This window comes from Mesonia mobilis DSM 19841 (assembly GCF_000423405.1).
Lineage (GTDB): Bacteria > Bacteroidota > Bacteroidia > Flavobacteriales > Flavobacteriaceae > Mesonia > Mesonia mobilis.
In genome coordinates this window covers 408,758-425,868 of record NZ_AUHX01000001.1, presented here as the reverse complement: position 1 = coordinate 425,868, position 17,111 = coordinate 408,758, and the positions used below count along the sequence as shown (strand labels likewise).

Sequence of the window (17,111 nt, the reverse complement as noted above, 5' to 3'; positions counted from 1 at the left end):
TTAATCGACTAAAAACAACTTTACTCGATAAATTGCTGATTTTTTTAACATTTAATAAAGCTATTAACATTTATGTAACATTTAAATGATTGATAATGAATCAATAAGAGATTTAAGTGTTAAATAGAAATTATGCACTTTGTAGATAATCGAGATTAAAAAACATACCGTTTAACGGTAATTTTCCCTTCAATTTCGGATTTTCTGTACCGGTTATCGACAAATGAAGATGCCTTTGATTGGTATATTTCAATAATTTTTGAATTTCAAAAACACTTGCGGTATCAATTTTATCTAAAGCACCTAGATGTATTATCGCTTCATTTTGAGTTTGAAAAATTAATTCAAAATGTTTTCTAACTAAATTTGCGTTATTAGCTGTAAGGTTACCTCGTAACCAAAACTTGCCATTTTCAAAGGAGATTGCGAAAGCCATAATTCAAAATTTTGTTTGTTGTTAGTGAATCAAATATCTTGTATTTAATCGCCCAACTAACTTAAATTTCGATGAATGGCAATTATATATAGACGAATACGTTATATTTAGGTAGGAACAGTTATCTATATTTTTTGAAGTAATTCAACTTTAATTAGTTAATATATAAATAGTTATTAGTATTCGTATAGAATAGGTTCTGTAATTCCATCAATACTTAGCAATACAGAGTTATTATTTGCTACTTGAAGATTAGAAATATCGAAAGACATTTCTTGTTGGATCACTGCTGTATAAAGTTCTTGATTAGTCAGTATGAATTTTAAATTTCGCTGTGGTGGGTTAGTTTCTAAAATATCTTCTGAAGCTATTAATTCAACTTCCCAAGAAGACCCATCGCAACCACTAGCGGTATAATCTAGCGCCAAACAATTTTCTGTAATCGCATGAAAAGATATAGTAACAGGATCTGAAGTTGAATTTTGATAAGCGAGCGTACTTACCGTTGTATTTAGATTACAATCTAACAAATTTATAGAACCGGAATCATCTTCACAATCTTGACAAGCAGCAACCATAGTAATTACGAGAAGTAGAAGTAATTTTTTCATCTTTAGATCTTTAGATTTACATCCTTAAGATGATTAATTATTTGAAAGGTTGCTTATTTAAAACAAAAAAGATCGAGAGATTTATCTCCCGACCTAAAAAAACCAATAAAAACTTATGAAATAATTACTTAAGCTCAGTTCAAATATCGTTAGCTTTTCCTTTTTAAATACCTGTTTTTCGTTGAGTGGTCGTTATGTTTCGATGATTATAGCTATAGTTTAGATAAATGTAATTTTGAAATAAATTTTACGAGAAGATATTAGAATTTTTTAACTAAATCACTCTGCACTTTTAGTGCAGAGTGATTTAGTTTCTTCTGCAGCATTACTATAATCTAAACCTTTTAAAGCCTCCGGCGGAGCATCGATACCAAACATATTACAGAAACGCTCGTTGGTAAGTAAGATATTTCTATTTTCATCTTCTAAGAGAATTCCGGTTTGTAGGTTTACAATTAATGCCGCAAGTCTGTTTTCAGATTCTTTAAGTTTTTCTAGGGCTTGTTTTTCTTTTGAAATATCTTCGAAAGTCGCTACCATATAGGTTTCATCTGTATCTGAAGATCGAACAGCTTTGGCAGAAGTTTTTACCCATATCATCGAGCCGTCTTTCTTAATATATCTTTTCTATACAGAATAATGATCTATTTTACCTTCTTTAAGGTTTTCAAAATATTTTAAAGACCAATCACGGTCTTCAGGATGTGTGATTGTGGTAGCATCTATATGGTTTAATTCTTCTTGAGAATACCCTAAAAGTTTAGAAAGCGTTTTGTTGGCAATCACTAAACCTTCGTAATTAGATTTAGATAGACTAATCCCGATAGGGGAGTTATCCATCACTAAGTCTAATTGCTTTTTTTGTTCTTCTAACTGCTTTTTAAGCTGAGTTTCGTTAGTGATGTCGAGCAATACCTTGTGCGGCAATAGGCTTACCATTATCGTCGTAAATAATACTCGCGTTAATTTGAACGATTCTTTCTTGGTTGTTTTTAGTAAGTAGCTTTGCTTTATAATTAGAAAAAGTTCCTTGCTCGTAAAGTGTCCTAAAGGCGTTTAAGGTGTAATCTTTAAATTCTGGTTTTACAAGTTCAATTAGATTTACGTTTTCTTTTTTGTGATCGAATCCCAAAAGCTGAATAGCGGCATCATTCATCGTAAGCACATAACCACTAATATCGATCACCACATAGGCATCTAAAATGTTAGTGAAAACATCTTCTAACTGATTGGTTTTTTCTTTTAATAAATGAGATAATTTTTGGTTCGAAGTTTTTAGAGCTTCAGAAAGTGCATACAATTCAGTCGATTTTTCTTCAAGAATATCTTCCGCTTTCTTACGAGCTTTTTTTTCTCGTTCAAGTGCTTTTTCAAGAATTTCAACCTTTTTCGATAAATTATTCATGGGAATTTATTAAAAACTTTACTTCAGTTCCTTTGTCGTTAAGTAAGTTGTATTGAATGTCGACATTTTCGTGGTAATACTCAAATGTTTTCTCCATTAAAGCTTGGGCAAACATGAACATGGCTCTTTCAGACTTATAGATTAAACTAAGCGATTGCTCGTTTTGTTCTACGATTTTGAAAGTCGGTAATTCAGCCTCAGGATATATTTTTTAACCTGTACGTGAATGTGATTTTCGATGGAAGCCACCATATCTATAGGCGAATTATAATATTTAAAAATATCTCCGTGATGCGAGGTGAGCGTTTTAAAAAAATATAAACCGTAGGTATAAATTAGATCATTAATAGGTATTTTACTCACTTCACTTAGATGAACTAGTAATTGTTGCATCTCAAAGAAATCGTAAGTCCCAACAGCGGTATAAATCCCTTCAGAAGCTAACTCAGAGCTTTCGATAATGTAATCGACAACTTCTAGTCCAAATTTCTCTTCAACCATTTCGAGAAATTCGGTAAATACAATTCCTTTCATAATTACTTATCCTTTAATAAGCTCGTTTAAACTCCAGTAATCAAGTAGACATTTGAGCTTAATTACATAATCTTCATATTTTAATGGCTTTATAACATAACCGGCAATACCAACTTTATAGCAAGCTAAAATATCTTTTTGGTTGGCAGAAGTTGTTAAAATAATTGTAGGCAAGTACTTGAGTGTTTCATCGTTTTTAAGGGTTTCTAAAAATTTAATGCCATTCATCTTAGGCATATTTAAATCGAGCAAAATAATATCTGGTAATTTTGCATCGCTTCTAAGAAAGTCTAAAGCTTCTTCTCCCTTTTTAGCTTCTATAACCTCGTGGGGTAATTGAGATGAGCCGATGGTACGATTAAGTTTCATCACTTCAATCATATCATCTTCAATTAATAGAATTCTTAATTTATTTCTCATGTTAACATTAGTAGGTTTTGCAAACAAATATCAATAATTAAAGCCTTTGTAGTTTCATTAATCGTTTAAGGTAAGTGCAATATCGTTCAATTAGACTTAAGTGTCGATGAATGGTTTTAACAGAAATGTCAAAAAAATGTTACATAACACACTTTTAAGACTTAAGATGGTTTGTTTTCTCTAGCTTTATAAAAAAAGCTATGTCTAAAACATTTAAAACAATTAACCCAGCAACAGAAGAAACAATAAAAGAATATTCTTTTATAAATGATGCTGAAGCAGATCAAGCTGTAAAAGATTGTCATCAAGCTTTCCAAAAATGGAAGTTTACATCATTTGAAGAACGCGCAAATAAATTGAAGGCGATTGGTGTTGAACTTAAAAAGAACAAGACCGAATTTGCCAAATTGATGACGAAAGAAATGGGAAAACTTATTTCTCAAGGAGAACAAGAAATAGAACTTTGCGCTAGCATTTGTGATTATACAGCAGAAAACGGAGCAGAAAGTCTAAAAGATGAACAACGTACTTTACCTAATGGCGGTAAAGGTTTAATCACGTATTCACCGCTCGGAGTTATTTATGGTATTCAGCCCTGGAATTTTCCAGTCTATCAAGTTATCCGTTACACGATCGCAAATTTAATGGCCGGTAATGGAGTTTTATTAAAGCATGCAGAAAATGTTACCGGATCAGCATTAATGATAGAAAAAGTTTTAAAAGATGCTGGTTTACCAGAAAATATTTTCAAAGTAATTCTTGTAGATCATGATCAATCTGATAAAATTATCGAACACGATTTGGTAAGAGGGGTAACTTTTACCGGTAGTGCAGCCGGCGGAAAAGTTGTAGCAAAAAAAGCAGCAGAAAACCTTAAGAAAACGGTGTTAGAGTTAGGTTCTAACGATGCTTATATTGTATTGAAGGATGCAGATCTAGAAACAGCTGTAAAGAGTTGCGTGAATGGTAGAGTTTACAATAACGGAGAAACTTGTGTAGCAGCTAAACGTTTTATTGTTGAAGCTGAAATTTATGAAGATTTCAAAGAAGCTTTCGTAAAGAAAATGAAAGCTATAAAATTTGGAGATCCTACGAGTAATGATGCTAATATTGGACCAATGGCTCGTAAAGATCTTCGTGAAAAACTTCATGAACAAGTCGAAAAAAGTATTGATAAAGGAGCTAAAGTTTTATGTGGGGGAGAAGTACCAGATCAAAAAGGTTATTACTACCCGGCTACCGTTTTAGACAACCTAAGCCCCGGAATGCCGGCTTATGACGATGAACTTTTTGGACCTGTAGCTTCCTTGATAAAAGCAGAAGATGAAGAAGATGCATTTAAAATTGCTAACGCCAGTAATTTTGGATTAGGTGGCGGAATTTTCACCAAAGATGAAGAAAAAGCTTTTGTATTAGCAAAAAAACATTTTGATACCGGTATGGTATTTATCAACTCATTTGGTGTCGCACAGCCTAATATGCCGTTTGGTGGAGTAAAAGACTCTGGTTACGGTAATGAGCACGGCGGTTTTGGTATTCGAGAATTTGTAAATGCTAAAGCTGTAATGCGATTAAATGATTAGAATAAAAAAAAATCCTGAAGCACAGCTTCAGGATTTTTTTTATTCAATAGTAACTTCAGACTGAATATGTTTCTTTTCTAAAAACACTTCTTTAAAGTAAGGAAATACCTGATCTAAATAATCAAAAGGAATACTTGAAATTTCGTGTTTGGCCTCTTTAAAAGTATAAAGCATATAAGAAGTTTCTAATTGTTTTAATCTTTCAGTTATAGTCTTAGAACCATCTAAAATTAAATAACCGGGAGCATTTTTATCGCAGTAATGGTGAGGTGCTGTAGCATAAGGTACTAAATTATCTGCAGTTCCATGAAAAAATACAGCAGGAGTGGCATTTTCTTCATTTAAATAACGCACATCAAGCATCGCTCCGGCTAAAGAGAAAAGTCCGCTAAATTTGATGTTTTCATAAGCAGAAGCATCTTCAAAAAGTAAGTTTTGTTGATAGACTGCGTGCAGAACTGCTTCAGCTCCGGCGCTACTTCCTCCGGCTATAATCTGATTTGGATCAATATTAAATTCTTCATGATGCTGAATCATATATTTTACCGCATCTAAATAATCTTCCGCAGCTTTTTTAAAGGTTTCTCGTTTTCCTTCTGCAGAATAATCACAATCAAAGCCTTTACCTTTTCTTGTAAGTCTATAACCAATTTGTACAGCAACATAACCTTTTTTAGCACATTCTTTTGCAAATTTTACTTCAGCAGGATTGTGTGGAGAACCTACACCAAAGCCGCCACCGTGCATAAATATAATGATCGGTCTTTTTTTTGCGGAATCATTTTTAGGTTCGTAAACGTATAATTTGAGTTGCTCACCATCTTTTGTAGCATAAACTTTTTCAATTGCTTTTTTAGGCTGAAAGAGATCATCAATATATCTAGTTTGTGCTTTACAAAATAAGGATAAAAAGAGTAGAGGAAGTAAAAATTTTAGTTTCATAAGTTAAGAATTAATAAAAAATAAAATAAGATATTCTAAGAAGAATTAAGCAAGAAAAATAAGCTTAAAAATAAAAAAAGCCTTAGATTTTATCTAAGGCTTTTTGTCGGGGTGGCAGGATTCGAACCTGCGACCTCCTGCTCCCAAAGCAGGCGCGATGACCGGGCTACGCTACACCCCGAGTGGTAATCGTCTTGTGATTGGAGCGGCAAATATAAAACTATTTTTTAAACTACCAAACACTTTTTTTGTGGCGGAGAGACCGGGATTCGAACCCGGGCATCCAAGAAGGATGACAGCTTAGCAGGCTGCTGCATTACCACTCTGCCACCTCTCCAAAAAATTATGAACTTTGCAAATCATTTTGCGGATGCAAATATATAACCTCTTTACGTTCTCACCAAACAAAAAATAAGCTTTTTTTGAGTTAAATTATATCTTACTTAAGCGCAAATAGTTATAAACGATATTTTTTATAAACTTTTTTCTAAGCTTATTAATTTCGCTACATTTTTCACGATTCGCTGGTGTTTTTTTACGAACGGATTTTCTTGATTCCATACATATCCGGCCAAAACTGCACAAAGTTGTTTCTTTATTTCTAAGTTGGGTTGTTGATGTAAAATTATTTCTTGCAAATTACCGGTGTACCATTCTTTTACATAAGTTGAAAAAACTTTGATCCCGGCATTCATATAATCTACGTAGTCTTTCTGCCAATTAACTTGTTCTCTTTTCAATTCCTTATCGATTAATTTTGCTGCTAATAAACCACTTTCGGTCGCAAAAGAAACTCCGGAAGAAAATACCGGATCTAAAAATTCGGCGCTATTACCGGTTAATACAAAGCGATTACCGCATAGCTGAGTCACATTTTTAGCAATATTTTTAATTTGAATAGGAGCGAAGTTAAATTTTACCTTCTCAAACTGTTCTTTAAATTCCGGACTTAAAGCTAATATTTGTCGAAAAGCAGTTTCGTTATCTTCAGAAAATTGGGCTAACCAATCGGTTGGAGCAACTACGCCTAAACTTGTATTTCCGTTAGAAAAAGGGATATACCACATCCAAACTTCTTTTTCTAAAATATCAAAAGTAATCGTATTTTGATGTTTAAAGTTTTCTCGATCTATATCTTTCACTTGAGTGAAAATCGAAGAATGCGAACTTATTTTCGCTTCAGCTTCTAAACCAAGTTGTTTGGCAAGAACTCTTCCGTTACCGCTGGCATCAATGATATATCGAGCAGTTATCGTTTCAGAAATAGTTTTAGAACGATAGGAGATCGTTACTTTTTCTTTCGCAGAAAAATCTACCGCAGTTACTTCAGTTTCAAAAAGAATTTTGACACCTTTTTTCTGACAAGATTCAGCTAAAACCAGATCAAAATCATCTCGAGGTACTTGCCAAGTCCAATTCCAACCTTCACCAAACTTTTCAGCAAAATCGAATGCGCCCACAACTCCGTTTCTTATAAACTTAGCTCCGTACTTTTTTTGGTAATTTTGTTGTTGTAAATCTTCTAGAAGTCCGGCCTCCTCAAAATTATCCATACAACGCGGGATCAAGCTTTCCCCGATCGTATAACGAGGAAATTTACTTTTCTCTAAAATCGTAACTCGATAACCTTTTTGCGCGAGATACGAAGCAGAAACACAACCCGAAGGACCGGCGCCAATAATTAAAACATCTACTTTTTCTGTATTCATCTAATTTTTTTTGCTAGGTAAATATACTACATTTGTCGGGTAAACCTTAAGCAATTTTTAATGCCGAAAGCTCCGTATTCGTTTAGTTTTTCAGAATTTAAAGCCATTATTTTTCAGCAGAAAGAAGTTGAAATCGCAGAAGCTACACTTCAAAAAATGGAAGAGAGTTTTAAGTTTCTCAAAAGTTTTGCTGAAGACAAAGTGATTTATGGCGTAAACACAGGTTTTGGGCCGATGGCGCAATATAAAATTCCGAAAGAAAGCTTAAAAGACCTACAATATAATTTAATTAGAAGTCACGCTTCAGGTACCGGAAATATTTTAGCTGAAGATGAAGTAAAAGCGGTAATGTTGGCTCGTTTGCAGACGTTGAGTTTAGGGAAATCCGGAATTTCTTCCGAAGTTATTTTAATAATGAAAGAGCTCATTAATCGAGAAATTTATCCGGTAATTTTTGAACATGGCGGCGTTGGTGCAAGCGGAGATCTAGTGCAATTAGCGCATTTAGCTTTGGTATTAATTGGTGAAGGCGAAGTGTTTTATAAAGGAAAGCGAACCTCGACTTCAGAAGTTTTTAAAGCTGAAAATTTAACGCCGATTCCTATTCAGGGGCGTGAAGGTTTGGCTTTAATTAACGGTACTTCGGTAATGACGGGTATTGGTTTACTCAATTTTTATTACGCTGAACGTTTACTGAATTGGTCAATTTTTACCAGCAGTTTGCTTAATGAATTGGTAAGCGCTTACGACGATCATTTTTCTGCTGAATTAAATGAAGCGAAATTGCATCAAGGCCAACAGGAAGTCGCTCAACAAATGCGTGAACTTTTATCGGGAAGTCAACTCATAAAAAAACGCGAAGCACATTTGTATAAGTCTGTTGAAGAAGAATTTTTTAAAGAAAAAGTACAAGAATATTATAGTTTACGTTGCGTACCGCAGATTTTAGGTCCGATAAAAGACACGTATCAAAATGTATTAAAAGTTTTGTTGAATGAAGTGAATTCTGCCAACGATAACCCAATTGTCGATGCTGAAAAACAACAGGTTTATCACGGCGGTAATTTTCACGGAGATTATATTTCTTTAGAAATGGATAAAATGCGTTTGGCAACGACTAAACTTTCAATGTTGGTAGAGCGACAACTTAACTATTTAATGAATGCGAAGCTGAACGATACTTTTCCGCCATTTTTAAATCACGGTAAACTCGGACTCAATTTTGGGATGCAAGGTGCTCAATTCAGCGCGGTTTCTACAACAGCAGAAAATCAAACCTTGTCAAACTCCATGTACATTCATAGTATTTCAAACAATAACGACAATCAAGATATTGTGAGTATGGGCACCAATGCGGCAACGCTAACCAAACGTGTGATCAATAATTCTTTTGAAGTTTTATCGGTGCAAGTAATTAGTTTAGTGCAAGCGGCGTATTATTTAGAGGAAGTAGAAAAATTAGCACCAAAAACAAGAAGTATTCTTCAGCAGTTACAAATCTTTATTCCGAAGATCGAAGAAGATCAGCCTTTGTATTCGTTAATCGAAGAAACCACCCATTATTTGAAAAATCACGATTCTTATGAAAATTAAATATGCATTAGTTACCGGCGGTTCACGCGGAATTGGGAAAGCAATCGCCAAGCAAATTGCCAAAGATTTAGGTTATCATATTTTGATTACTTACCTAAATAATGATGAAGCGGCAGCCCAAACCAAAGCAGAAATTGAAGCTGAAACTGATGCAAGTTGCGAAACTTTAAAATTTGACGTTGCTAATAGAAATGAAACGCAAAACGTTTTAGAGAATTGGCAAGAAGATCATCCAGATTCGATTATTGAAGTGATCGTGAATAATGCCGGAGTGACGCATGATGGTTTATTTATGGCGATGAGTGAAAATGATTGGGATCAAGTGATCAACACTAGCGTTCAGGGTTTTTATAACATCACAAAACCACTCATTACGCCGATGATTAGGCAACGTTTTGGACGGGTAATTAATATTGTTTCGGTTTCCGGAGTTAAAGGAACTGCGGGGCAAACCAATTATTCTGCGGCAAAAGCAGCAATTATCGGAGCGACAAAAGCTTTGGCGAAAGAAATTGCTAAACGTAAAGTAACCGTAAATGCCGTTGCACCAGGGTTTATAAATTCTGATATGACGCAAGATCTAGATGAAAAAGAATTGAAGAAAATTATTCCCGCAAATCGTTTTGGTGAAGCTCAAGAAGTGGCAGATTTGGTGAGTTTTCTAGCTTCAAAAAAAGCCAATTACATTACCGGAGAAGTAATTAACATTAACGGCGGTCTTCATTAAAATCAACTTATGGCTAAGTGGAACGGTAAATCTCGCGGAAGCGTTTCTGGCATTAAGGTTTTTGTGTTTTTTATCAAAAATTTTGGACTCCGAGCGGCTTATCTCTTACTAAGTTTACCGGTTCCTTATTTTGTGATCGCTGCTCCAAAGGCGTCCAAAGCCTTGTTTTACTATTTTCATCGAAGATTAGAATATTCGGTTGTCACTTCAGTTTTCAAAATTTTTCAAACTTATTATGTTTTTGGGCAAAGTTTAATCGATCGGGTTGCGGTAACCGTAGGCAAGCGCGATAAATTCACCATGAATTTCGACGGAATTCATCATATAAAAGAATTAATTCAGCAGAAAAAAGGCGGAATTTTATTTACTGCGCATATTGGAAATTTTAATATTTCGAGAACATTTTTTGAAGAATTAGGGAACGAAGCTGCTATCAATATGGTGGTGACCGATCACGAACACAAAAACATTAAAAATTATTTAGAGTCAGTTACCGGGAAAACAAAACTCAACTTAATTGTGGTAAAAGAAGATCTATCGCATTTATTTCAAATTAACGAGGCTTTAAATAATAATGAGCTTTTAGTTTTTGCCGCCGATCGTAGTGGAGAAGGTAAACATATAAAAGCTGACTTTTTAGGAGAAAAGTCGCGGTTTTTTGAAGGTCCGTTTAAATTGGCAGCCTTAAAAAAACTGCCCACCTTAATGGTGTACATTATGCGAGAACCTAATTATCATTACCATTTTTACGCCAGAAAATTAGAAGTCGAAAATCACGAACCACAAAAAATTCTAAAAGGATATTTACAAAATTTAGAAAAAATGGTAAAAAAATATCCTACACAATGGTTCAATTTTTACGATTTTTGGGATTGATTATTGAATTGAAAACCAAAAGTCATGCTGAACTTGTTTCAGCATCTCATCAAAATAAGAAAATCTTTGATGTGACCCTGAATCAAGTTCAGGGTGACGAAAAGTTAAATTAGCTCATTCGCTATGAAAACACTTCTTACTAAATCTCAGGTTGAAAACCTTCTACCACAAAAAGCTCCATTCGCGATGGTTGATGGTTTAGTTGAAATAAATAGGGAAGTATTTTCAACTTTAAAGATTGCAGAAGATAATTTGTTGGTCAGTAGAAACCGTTTTTCTGAAGCTGGTTTATTAGAGTTTATGGCGCAAAGCATTGCGGTTTCTTCTGCATTTATGGAAGAAGCTCAAAAAGAGGCGAAAGTCGGATTTATTGGCGCTATTAAAAAAGCAGAGATTCTAGCATTTCCAAAGGTAGCTACGCGAATTTTTGGCAAAGTAGAAAAACAATACGAAGCGATTGGTATTCAGTTAGCTAAGGTAGAAGTCTTTAATTCTTCTCAAGAACTTTTAGCTTGGGCTGAAATAAAAACTGTACTTTCGTCTTAAATAAACGCCATCAATTTGAGACAGAAACCCGCTGTACATATTATTGACGATGAAATTATCGCGCCGCTAGGTTGGGGAACTTCAGCTAATATAGCGCAAATTAAGCAGCGACAAACTGCTATTAAAAAACATAAGATTTCTGCGGAAAATTTTTATTACGCGGCACTTTTTGAAGAAGAAGAACTTCAGCAAAATTTTAAGAAATTATCATTTTCGAATGCGGAAGATTTCACCAAATTAGAAAAGTTATTCTTATTAACGGTTCATCAATTATTAGAACGAAATCCTATTAATTTAGAGGAAACAGTTTTAATTATTTCTACAACCAAAGGAAATGTAGAATTACTCGAAAATGCTGAAAATTCTATTCCTGAAAAATCAAAACTGTACAGTTTAGGGAAAACCATTCAGAAATATTTTAACATCAAAAATGAACCGATCACACTTTCTAATGCTTGTATTTCCGGTGGTTTAGGGTTAAGTGTTGGTAAACGTTTGCTAGAAGAAAATGCCTATAAAAATGCATTGGTTTTAGGTGGCGATGTGGTTTCTAAATTTACACGTTCCGGTTTTCAATTATTGCAAGCGATGGATAGTGAAATTTGTAAACCTTACGACAAAAATCGAAAAGGCATTAATCTGGGGGAAGCTGCAGCCGGAGTTTTATTGAGTACAGAAATACAAAATTCAACCATTCAAATTGTAGGGGAAGCCATAGCAAATGATGCAAACCATATTTCAGGTCCGTCGCGAAGAGGTGAAGGTTTGGTTAAAGCCATTTCTTCAGCTTTAAAAGAAGCTCATTTAGAATCCTCAGCGATAGATTACATTTCTGCGCACGGAACGGCAACACTTTACAACGACGCGATGGAAGCGCAAGCTTTTGGCAGATTAAACCTTCAGCAAAAACCCTTGACCAGTTATAAAGCTCATTACGGACATACATTTGGAGGTTCAGCTTTGATCGAAAGTATTTTGAGTATCAAATCTCTTCAGCAAAACCTATTATTTCCATCCTTGGGTTGTTCGGAAATAGGAGTGGAGCCACCATTAAATATTCAGCAGAATTTAGAAGAAAAAAAATTAAAATACGCCTTAAAAACCGCATCAGGCTTTGGAGGTTGTAATTTTGCGATGATTTTTAAAAACTTGATGTATGCATAAAAATCATCAAATTTCGGCATCGGTCATCCTTAGAAATCATCAAGTGATCTTCAACGGAAAGGTTATTTTTGAAACTGCTGAAGATCTAGAATTACTGGCATTTTTAAAAGCTTGCTATCAAGATTTAGAAATCGATTATGCTAAATTCTATAAAATGGACCTACTTTCTAAATTAGGATTTATCGCTTCAGAATATCTAGCAAAAGATCAAAAATTAACCCCGGAAACGGCTTTAATTCTACAAAATAGTTCTGGAAGTTTAGAGACCGATCTTAATTATCAAGCAAGCATTTCTAATGAAAATGCTTTTGCTTCGCCTTCAGTTTTTGTGTACACTTTACCGAATATTGTGTTGGGAGAATTGAGCATTCGACAACAATTACAAACAGAAAATGCTTTTTTTATTTCTGAAAAATTTGACGCTTCATTTTTAATTGTTTATTTGCAAAATCTATTCAGTACCAACAAGGCAAATGCTGCAATTTGTGGTTGGTTAGATTTGGATAAAGAAGGATATAATGTATTTTTGAGCCTGATAACGCAAGATGATAAAGGCAAGGCCTTGACTGCCGAAAATTTAAAAGAAAACTATGAGCAATTTAAGACAAGAGCTTAAAGCACAAATTATAGAACAATTAAATCTTGAAGATTTAGAAATTACAGATATTAACGATAACGATGAGCTTTTTGGAGATGAAATTGGGCTCGACTCGATCGATGCTTTAGAATTGATCGTTTTATTAGAAAAAGATTACGGCATAAAAATCACCGATCCTAAAGAAGGAAAAGAAGTTTTTTATAGCGTAGAAACGATGGCGACTTACATCGAAAAACATTCCTAAATTTCCTGCAAGGTTTTCAAAACCTTGTAGGTATTCAATTAAAATTTAACTAATGATTCAACGCATCGCCATAACCGGGATGGGCATTGTCTCTGCTATTGGGAATAATGTTCAAGAAAATTTGTTGGCATTAACACAGCAAAAATCGGGGATTGGTCAACTAGAATTGTTAGAAACTATACATCAAAAATTCCCTTGTGGCGAAATTAAATTAACGAATACGCATTTAGTTGAAGTTTTAAAGGTGAAGCAAGATGAAACCTTTACTCGCGCGGCTTTGTTAGGAGTGAAAGCTGCGGAAGAAGCTTTGCAACAAGCAAAAATATCCTCTACAACTAAAATAGCCTTCGTTAACGGAACCAGCGTTGGCGGAATGGATTATACAGAGAAATTGTACCAAGATTTTTCTAAAAATCCGCATACCACAAAATATATTGAAGCACAACATCCTGGTTTTACCAGCGATACGATCGCACATCATTTAGCTATAACAGGTTTAGTAACCACAGTAAGTACCGCGTGCTCTTCGGGAGCTAATGCCTTAATTACCGGAGCCAAACTATTAAAAGCCGGGAAAGCTGAAACGGTGTTAGCCGGCGGAACAGATTGTCTTTCTAAATTCACCTTAAACGGGTTTCATAGTTTGAAAATTCTTTCTGAAAAACTTTGTCAACCTTTTGATGAATATCGAAGCGGACTTAATTTAGGTGAAGGCGCCGCGTATCTGGTTTTAGAGACCGAAGAAAAAGCAACAGCTCAAAACAAAACTATTTTAGGCTTTTTAGACGGTTATGGGAATGCGAACGATGCTTTCCATCAAACGGCATCTTCCGCAACCGGAGAAGGTTCTTTTTTAGCAATGCAAGCCGCGTTAAATTCGGCAAAAATTAATGCTGAAGAAGTTTCTTATATCAATGCTCACGGGACGGCAACTGAAAATAATGATCTTTCTGAAGGTATCGCAATTCAACGTATTTTTGAAGAAAATCTACCAAAAATTTCTTCCACCAAAGCATTTACCGGACATACCTTGGCCGCTGCCGGAGCAATTGAAGCGGTTTTTTCTTTATTAGCAATTCAAGAGCAAAAGATTTGGCCAAATTTAAATTTTAAAGCACAAATGCCGGAATTATCTTTTTCTCCGGAAACAGAGATCGTTCCACAGAAAATCGAAAAAGTATTATCAAATTCATTCGGGTTTGGGGGTAATTGTTCTTCTTTACTATTTTCGGCGGTATGATAAAAACTTGCTACATTAACGGAATCAGTTCGCTGTCGCCACAATCAACAGTTGAAGAAGAAAATTTTGATTTTCAGCAAATTCAAACTTTCGAAAAACCGGTGTTGCAAGTTGCGTTTAAGGGTTATAAGAAACTAATAAAACCTGCTGCGATGCGACGCATGTCGAAATCGGTAAAAATGGGCGTTTTTACAGCAGCCTCTGCGTTGATCGATGCTAATATAAAAGAACCGACATCCATTTTAACAGGAACCGGAATGGGTTGCAAGCAAGATTCTGATATTTTCTTAGAAAATTTACTTTTGCAACATGAAGAATTGCTTTCTCCCAGTAAATTTGTACAATCGACGCACAACACGGTTGGCGGCCAGGTAGCGTTATACTTAAAAAGTAAAGCTTATAATTTTACGTATGTACAAGGTTCTGCTTCGTTTGAAAGCGCCTTGCTTGATGCGCAATTAACAATCCTTACAGAAGAAAAAAAACATCAAATTTTAGTAGGCGGAATCGATGAAATTTCGGAAAATACGATTGGTTTGTTGCAACTCGATCAACAAATTAAAAGTGAAACTTCACTTGAAAATTTAAAATTACTCGATTATAAATCTAAAGGAAGTATAATTGGAGAAGGGGCTCATTTTTTTGTGATTTCAGAAGAAAAAAGTCAAAATTCTTACGCTCAACTTATTGATCTTCATTTAGAAAATAGTTTAGCAACAGAAGAAGTTCTCCTCAAAACAAAAGCGTTTTTAGCTGAAAATAAGCTAGCAATTGCTGATATTGATCTGGTTATTTTAGGCAATAATGGCGATGTAGATTTTGATGCGTATTTTCAGCCGCTTCAGCAAGAATTTATAGAAATTCCTCTGGTATATTATAAGCATTTGGTAGGTGAATCGTACACAGCTTCTGCTTTTGGAATGCAATTAGGAGTAAAAATTTTAAAATCTCAACATCTCCCGGAAGCTTATCGATTGAATAATGTTCAACCTCAAAAAACAATTAAAAAAGTTTTACTTTATAACCAATTTAGAGGTAAAAATCACAGTTGGATTCTATTAGAATATGTTTAAACGTGAACCGGTAAATACAGTTTTTTTTATCTTATTGGTTTTATTAACCTACGCGGTTTTTCAATACCAATGGCCAATTTATTGGTTTTTAATTCTTGGTGGAACTTGGTTTTTACTCACCATTATTGGCTCTACGAACGTTCAACTGAATTATTTTTATTCCGCATTACATAAAAATCCCGGAATTGTTCAGCAAAAAATTGCCTTGACTTTTGATGATGGTCCACACACAAATACAATTCAGATCTTAAAGCTATTGAAAAAGTATAACGCCAAAGCGACATTTTTTTGTATCGGTCATTGTATTGACGAACATCCTGAAATTTTCAAACAAATTATTGCTGAAGGTCATACGGTTGGAAATCATACTTATGCACATCCTAAAAATTACGGTTTTTTAAAATCGAAAACCATTATTCGAGAAATCGAAACTTGTAATCAAGCGGCAAAAACGCATGGGAATGTCGATTTAAAATTATTCCGTTCTCCGTTTGGTGTAGCGAACCCGAATATTAAAAAAGCTCTAAAAGCTACAGAAATGCAACCCATTGGCTGGAGTTTACGCTCGTTTGATGCGTTATTTTCTTCCGAAGATCTTTTATTTAAAAACATTACCAAACGATTAAAAAAAGGCGATGTGGTTTTATTGCACGATAATCAAGCACATACCTTGGTAATTTTGGAGCGATTATTGGTATTTTTACAAGAACATAATTTTAAATCTGTGACCATAGATGAATTATTCCATATCAAAGCTTACGCTTAGTTTTTTAGCGTTGTTGCTTATTAGTTTCTATTCAAATGCTCAAACTGAGCTTACTTCCATAGAAATCGAAAATTTTCAGCAACAAGTTTTTGCAAAAGCTGAAGAGGTTGAAAACTTGCAGGGAACTTTTATACAAACTAAACACGAAGAGTTTTTGAGTTCACCCGCAGAAAGCTCCGGCAAATTTTACTACAATACCAACAACCAGTTAAATTGGACGTATATAGAACCATTTGCGATGGGAATTCTTTTTACCGATGGCAAATTATTTCTTACCGAAAATGGTAAAGCGAGAGAAATTGATGTTTCTGCTTATAAAATGTTCGACCAGTTAAGTGAGCTTATTTCTAAAAGTATTAATGGGAAAATTATTCAGCAACAAGATTTTGAAATTACGTATACGAAAGCAGGCGATTTTACCAAGACGATTTTAAAACCAATTTCACAGCAACAGCAGCTATTCAGCCAAATTGAATTGTATTTTAATAGTGATTATTTAGTGGAACAAATTAAGCTGGTAGAAGGAGAAGAAAGTTATGTGCTTATTTGCCTTAATGATCTAAAGGTGAATCAACCGATTGCTGAAAGTGTTTTTGAAGTTGAAAAATAAAATCTTTGTTATTCTGAACTTGTTTCAGGATTTC

At 34.4% G+C, this 17,111-nt stretch carries 19 protein-coding genes, 2 tRNA genes and 2 pseudogenes; 12 read left to right on the top strand and 11 right to left on the bottom strand.

Annotated elements, in window-relative coordinates:
* Positions 1–130: 130 nt before the first annotated feature.
* The 7 genes and pseudogenes from G551_RS0101910 to G551_RS0101880 all read right to left on the bottom strand — a co-directional run bounded on the left by G551_RS0101910 (position 131) and on the right by G551_RS0101880 (position 3,406).
* A complete protein-coding gene (locus G551_RS0101910) occupies positions 131–436 on the bottom strand; it encodes an STAS domain-containing protein (RefSeq protein ID WP_027883977.1) in 306 nt (101 codons plus the stop codon).
* A 176-nt stretch (positions 437–612) separates the two neighbouring features.
* Positions 613–1,047 carry a hypothetical protein gene (locus G551_RS0101905; RefSeq protein WP_027883976.1) on the bottom strand — a complete coding sequence of 145 codons (435 nt, stop codon included), beginning with the start codon at positions 1,045–1,047 and terminating at the stop codon, positions 613–615.
* Positions 1,048–1,326: 279 nt separating this feature from the next.
* A complete protein-coding gene (locus G551_RS0101900) occupies positions 1,327–1,587 on the bottom strand; it encodes a PAS domain-containing protein (RefSeq protein ID WP_240470465.1) in 261 nt (86 codons plus the stop codon).
* A 6-nt stretch (positions 1,588–1,593) separates the two neighbouring features.
* A pseudogene (locus tag G551_RS16100) lies at positions 1,594–1,887 on the bottom strand (PAS domain S-box protein); the annotation flags it as partial.
* A 55-nt stretch (positions 1,888–1,942) separates the two neighbouring features.
* A complete protein-coding gene (locus G551_RS0101890; RefSeq protein ID WP_027883973.1) occupies positions 1,943–2,452 on the bottom strand; it encodes a PAS domain-containing protein in 510 nt (169 codons plus the stop codon).
* Positions 2,453–2,564: 112 nt separating this feature from the next.
* Positions 2,565–2,953: pseudogene (locus G551_RS15235) on the bottom strand (heme NO-binding domain-containing protein); the annotation flags it as partial.
* Positions 2,954–2,992: 39 nt separating this feature from the next.
* Positions 2,993–3,406, bottom strand: a complete 414-nt coding sequence (locus tag G551_RS0101880) for a response regulator (protein WP_027883972.1) — start codon at positions 3,404–3,406, stop codon at positions 2,993–2,995.
* Between the two features lie 200 nt (positions 3,407–3,606).
* On the opposite strand from G551_RS0101880, the gene G551_RS0101875 reads away from it, so the two are divergent.
* Positions 3,607–4,989 carry an NAD-dependent succinate-semialdehyde dehydrogenase gene (locus tag G551_RS0101875; protein WP_036243091.1) on the top strand — a complete coding sequence of 461 codons (1,383 nt, stop codon included), beginning with the start codon at positions 3,607–3,609 and terminating at the stop codon, positions 4,987–4,989.
* Positions 4,990–5,028: 39 nt separating this feature from the next.
* Here the strand turns inward: G551_RS0101875 and G551_RS0101870 are convergent, their stop codons facing one another.
* The 4 genes from G551_RS0101870 to G551_RS0101855 form a co-directional block, all read right to left on the bottom strand.
* On the bottom strand, positions 5,029–5,931 hold the full coding sequence (locus G551_RS0101870; RefSeq protein ID WP_027883970.1) for an alpha/beta hydrolase: 903 nt from the start codon (positions 5,929–5,931) through the stop codon (positions 5,029–5,031).
* A 106-nt stretch (positions 5,932–6,037) separates the two neighbouring features.
* Positions 6,038–6,112 (bottom strand) — tRNA-Pro (locus G551_RS0101865).
* A 70-nt stretch (positions 6,113–6,182) separates the two neighbouring features.
* Positions 6,183–6,268: transfer RNA gene (locus G551_RS0101860), tRNA-Ser, on the bottom strand.
* Between the two features lie 136 nt (positions 6,269–6,404).
* Positions 6,405–7,640, bottom strand: a complete 1,236-nt coding sequence (locus G551_RS0101855; RefSeq protein ID WP_027883969.1) for an NAD(P)/FAD-dependent oxidoreductase — start codon at positions 7,638–7,640, stop codon at positions 6,405–6,407.
* Positions 7,641–7,700: 60 nt separating this feature from the next.
* Between G551_RS0101855 and G551_RS0101850 the strand changes: the two genes are divergently transcribed.
* The 11 genes from G551_RS0101850 (at position 7,701) to G551_RS0101795 (ending at position 17,077) form a co-directional block, all read left to right on the top strand.
* The gene (locus tag G551_RS0101850) at positions 7,701–9,233 is read left to right on the top strand and encodes an HAL/PAL/TAL family ammonia-lyase (RefSeq protein ID WP_027883968.1); all 1,533 of its coding nucleotides are present in this window, start codon (positions 7,701–7,703) and stop codon (positions 9,231–9,233) included.
* Positions 9,229–9,960: a 3-oxoacyl-ACP reductase FabG gene (gene fabG, locus G551_RS0101845; protein ID WP_027883967.1), complete on the top strand. Its 732-nt coding sequence runs from the start codon at positions 9,229–9,231 to the stop codon at positions 9,958–9,960. Before G551_RS0101850 ends, fabG begins: the two co-directional genes overlap by 5 nt.
* A 9-nt stretch (positions 9,961–9,969) precedes the next feature.
* Complete coding sequence (locus G551_RS0101840) at positions 9,970–10,836, top strand: LpxL/LpxP family acyltransferase (RefSeq protein WP_027883966.1); 867 nt, start codon at positions 9,970–9,972, stop codon at positions 10,834–10,836.
* A 123-nt stretch (positions 10,837–10,959) separates the two neighbouring features.
* Entirely contained in the window at positions 10,960–11,382 is a 423-nt protein-coding gene (locus tag G551_RS0101830; RefSeq protein ID WP_027883965.1) for a hypothetical protein, read from the top strand.
* A gap of 15 nt (positions 11,383–11,397) precedes the next feature.
* A complete protein-coding gene (locus G551_RS0101825) occupies positions 11,398–12,546 on the top strand; it encodes a beta-ketoacyl synthase N-terminal-like domain-containing protein (protein ID WP_051191186.1) in 1,149 nt (382 codons plus the stop codon).
* Positions 12,539–13,162: a hypothetical protein gene (locus G551_RS0101820; protein WP_027883963.1), complete on the top strand. Its 624-nt coding sequence runs from the start codon at positions 12,539–12,541 to the stop codon at positions 13,160–13,162. Before G551_RS0101825 ends, G551_RS0101820 begins: the two co-directional genes overlap by 8 nt.
* Complete coding sequence (locus G551_RS0101815) at positions 13,137–13,388, top strand: phosphopantetheine-binding protein (protein WP_027883962.1); 252 nt, start codon at positions 13,137–13,139, stop codon at positions 13,386–13,388. The genes G551_RS0101820 and G551_RS0101815 overlap by 26 nt, the downstream gene beginning before the upstream one ends.
* A gap of 52 nt (positions 13,389–13,440) precedes the next feature.
* The gene (locus G551_RS0101810) at positions 13,441–14,628 is read left to right on the top strand and encodes a beta-ketoacyl-[acyl-carrier-protein] synthase family protein (protein WP_027883961.1); all 1,188 of its coding nucleotides are present in this window, start codon (positions 13,441–13,443) and stop codon (positions 14,626–14,628) included.
* Positions 14,625–15,701 (top strand): beta-ketoacyl synthase N-terminal-like domain-containing protein, encoded by a 1,077-nt coding sequence (locus G551_RS0101805; RefSeq protein WP_051191184.1) that lies wholly within the window; start codon positions 14,625–14,627, stop codon positions 15,699–15,701. The genes G551_RS0101810 and G551_RS0101805 overlap by 4 nt, the downstream gene beginning before the upstream one ends.
* The gene (locus tag G551_RS0101800) at positions 15,694–16,467 is read left to right on the top strand and encodes a polysaccharide deacetylase family protein (RefSeq protein WP_027883959.1); all 774 of its coding nucleotides are present in this window, start codon (positions 15,694–15,696) and stop codon (positions 16,465–16,467) included. The genes G551_RS0101805 and G551_RS0101800 overlap by 8 nt, the downstream gene beginning before the upstream one ends.
* Complete coding sequence (locus tag G551_RS0101795) at positions 16,436–17,077, top strand: LolA family protein (protein ID WP_027883958.1); 642 nt, start codon at positions 16,436–16,438, stop codon at positions 17,075–17,077. Before G551_RS0101800 ends, G551_RS0101795 begins: the two co-directional genes overlap by 32 nt.
* Positions 17,078–17,111: the final 34 nt, after the last annotated feature.

What these genes read in the sequence shown, in the direction of transcription:
- G551_RS0101910 (WP_027883977.1), bottom strand. Translation starts at nt 436, where the DNA reads ATGGCTTTCGCAATCTCCTTTGAAAATGGCAAGTTTTGGTTACGAGGT.
- G551_RS0101905 (WP_027883976.1), bottom strand. Translation starts at nt 1,047, where the DNA reads ATGAAAAAATTACTTCTACTTCTCGTAATTACTATGGTTGCTGCTTGT.
- G551_RS0101900 (WP_240470465.1), bottom strand. Translation starts at nt 1,587, where the DNA reads ATGGTAGCGACTTTCGAAGATATTTCAAAAGAAAAACAAGCCCTAGAA.
- G551_RS0101890 (WP_027883973.1), bottom strand. Translation starts at nt 2,452, where the DNA reads ATGAATAATTTATCGAAAAAGGTTGAAATTCTTGAAAAAGCACTTGAA.
- G551_RS0101880 (WP_027883972.1), bottom strand. Translation starts at nt 3,406, where the DNA reads ATGAGAAATAAATTAAGAATTCTATTAATTGAAGATGATATGATTGAA.
- G551_RS0101875 (WP_036243091.1), top strand. Translation starts at nt 3,607, where the DNA reads ATGTCTAAAACATTTAAAACAATTAACCCAGCAACAGAAGAAACAATA.
- G551_RS0101870 (WP_027883970.1), bottom strand. Translation starts at nt 5,931, where the DNA reads ATGAAACTAAAATTTTTACTTCCTCTACTCTTTTTATCCTTATTTTGT.
- G551_RS0101855 (WP_027883969.1), bottom strand. Translation starts at nt 7,640, where the DNA reads ATGAATACAGAAAAAGTAGATGTTTTAATTATTGGCGCCGGTCCTTCG.
- G551_RS0101850 (WP_027883968.1), top strand. Translation starts at nt 7,701, where the DNA reads ATGCCGAAAGCTCCGTATTCGTTTAGTTTTTCAGAATTTAAAGCCATT.
- G551_RS0101840 (WP_027883966.1), top strand. Translation starts at nt 9,970, where the DNA reads ATGGCTAAGTGGAACGGTAAATCTCGCGGAAGCGTTTCTGGCATTAAG.
- G551_RS0101830 (WP_027883965.1), top strand. Translation starts at nt 10,960, where the DNA reads ATGAAAACACTTCTTACTAAATCTCAGGTTGAAAACCTTCTACCACAA.
- G551_RS0101820 (WP_027883963.1), top strand. Translation starts at nt 12,539, where the DNA reads ATGCATAAAAATCATCAAATTTCGGCATCGGTCATCCTTAGAAATCAT.
- G551_RS0101815 (WP_027883962.1), top strand. Translation starts at nt 13,137, where the DNA reads ATGAGCAATTTAAGACAAGAGCTTAAAGCACAAATTATAGAACAATTA.
- G551_RS0101810 (WP_027883961.1), top strand. Translation starts at nt 13,441, where the DNA reads ATGATTCAACGCATCGCCATAACCGGGATGGGCATTGTCTCTGCTATT.
- G551_RS0101805 (WP_051191184.1), top strand. Translation starts at nt 14,625, where the DNA reads ATGATAAAAACTTGCTACATTAACGGAATCAGTTCGCTGTCGCCACAA.
- G551_RS0101800 (WP_027883959.1), top strand. Translation starts at nt 15,694, where the DNA reads ATGTTTAAACGTGAACCGGTAAATACAGTTTTTTTTATCTTATTGGTT.
- G551_RS0101795 (WP_027883958.1), top strand. Translation starts at nt 16,436, where the DNA reads ATGAATTATTCCATATCAAAGCTTACGCTTAGTTTTTTAGCGTTGTTG.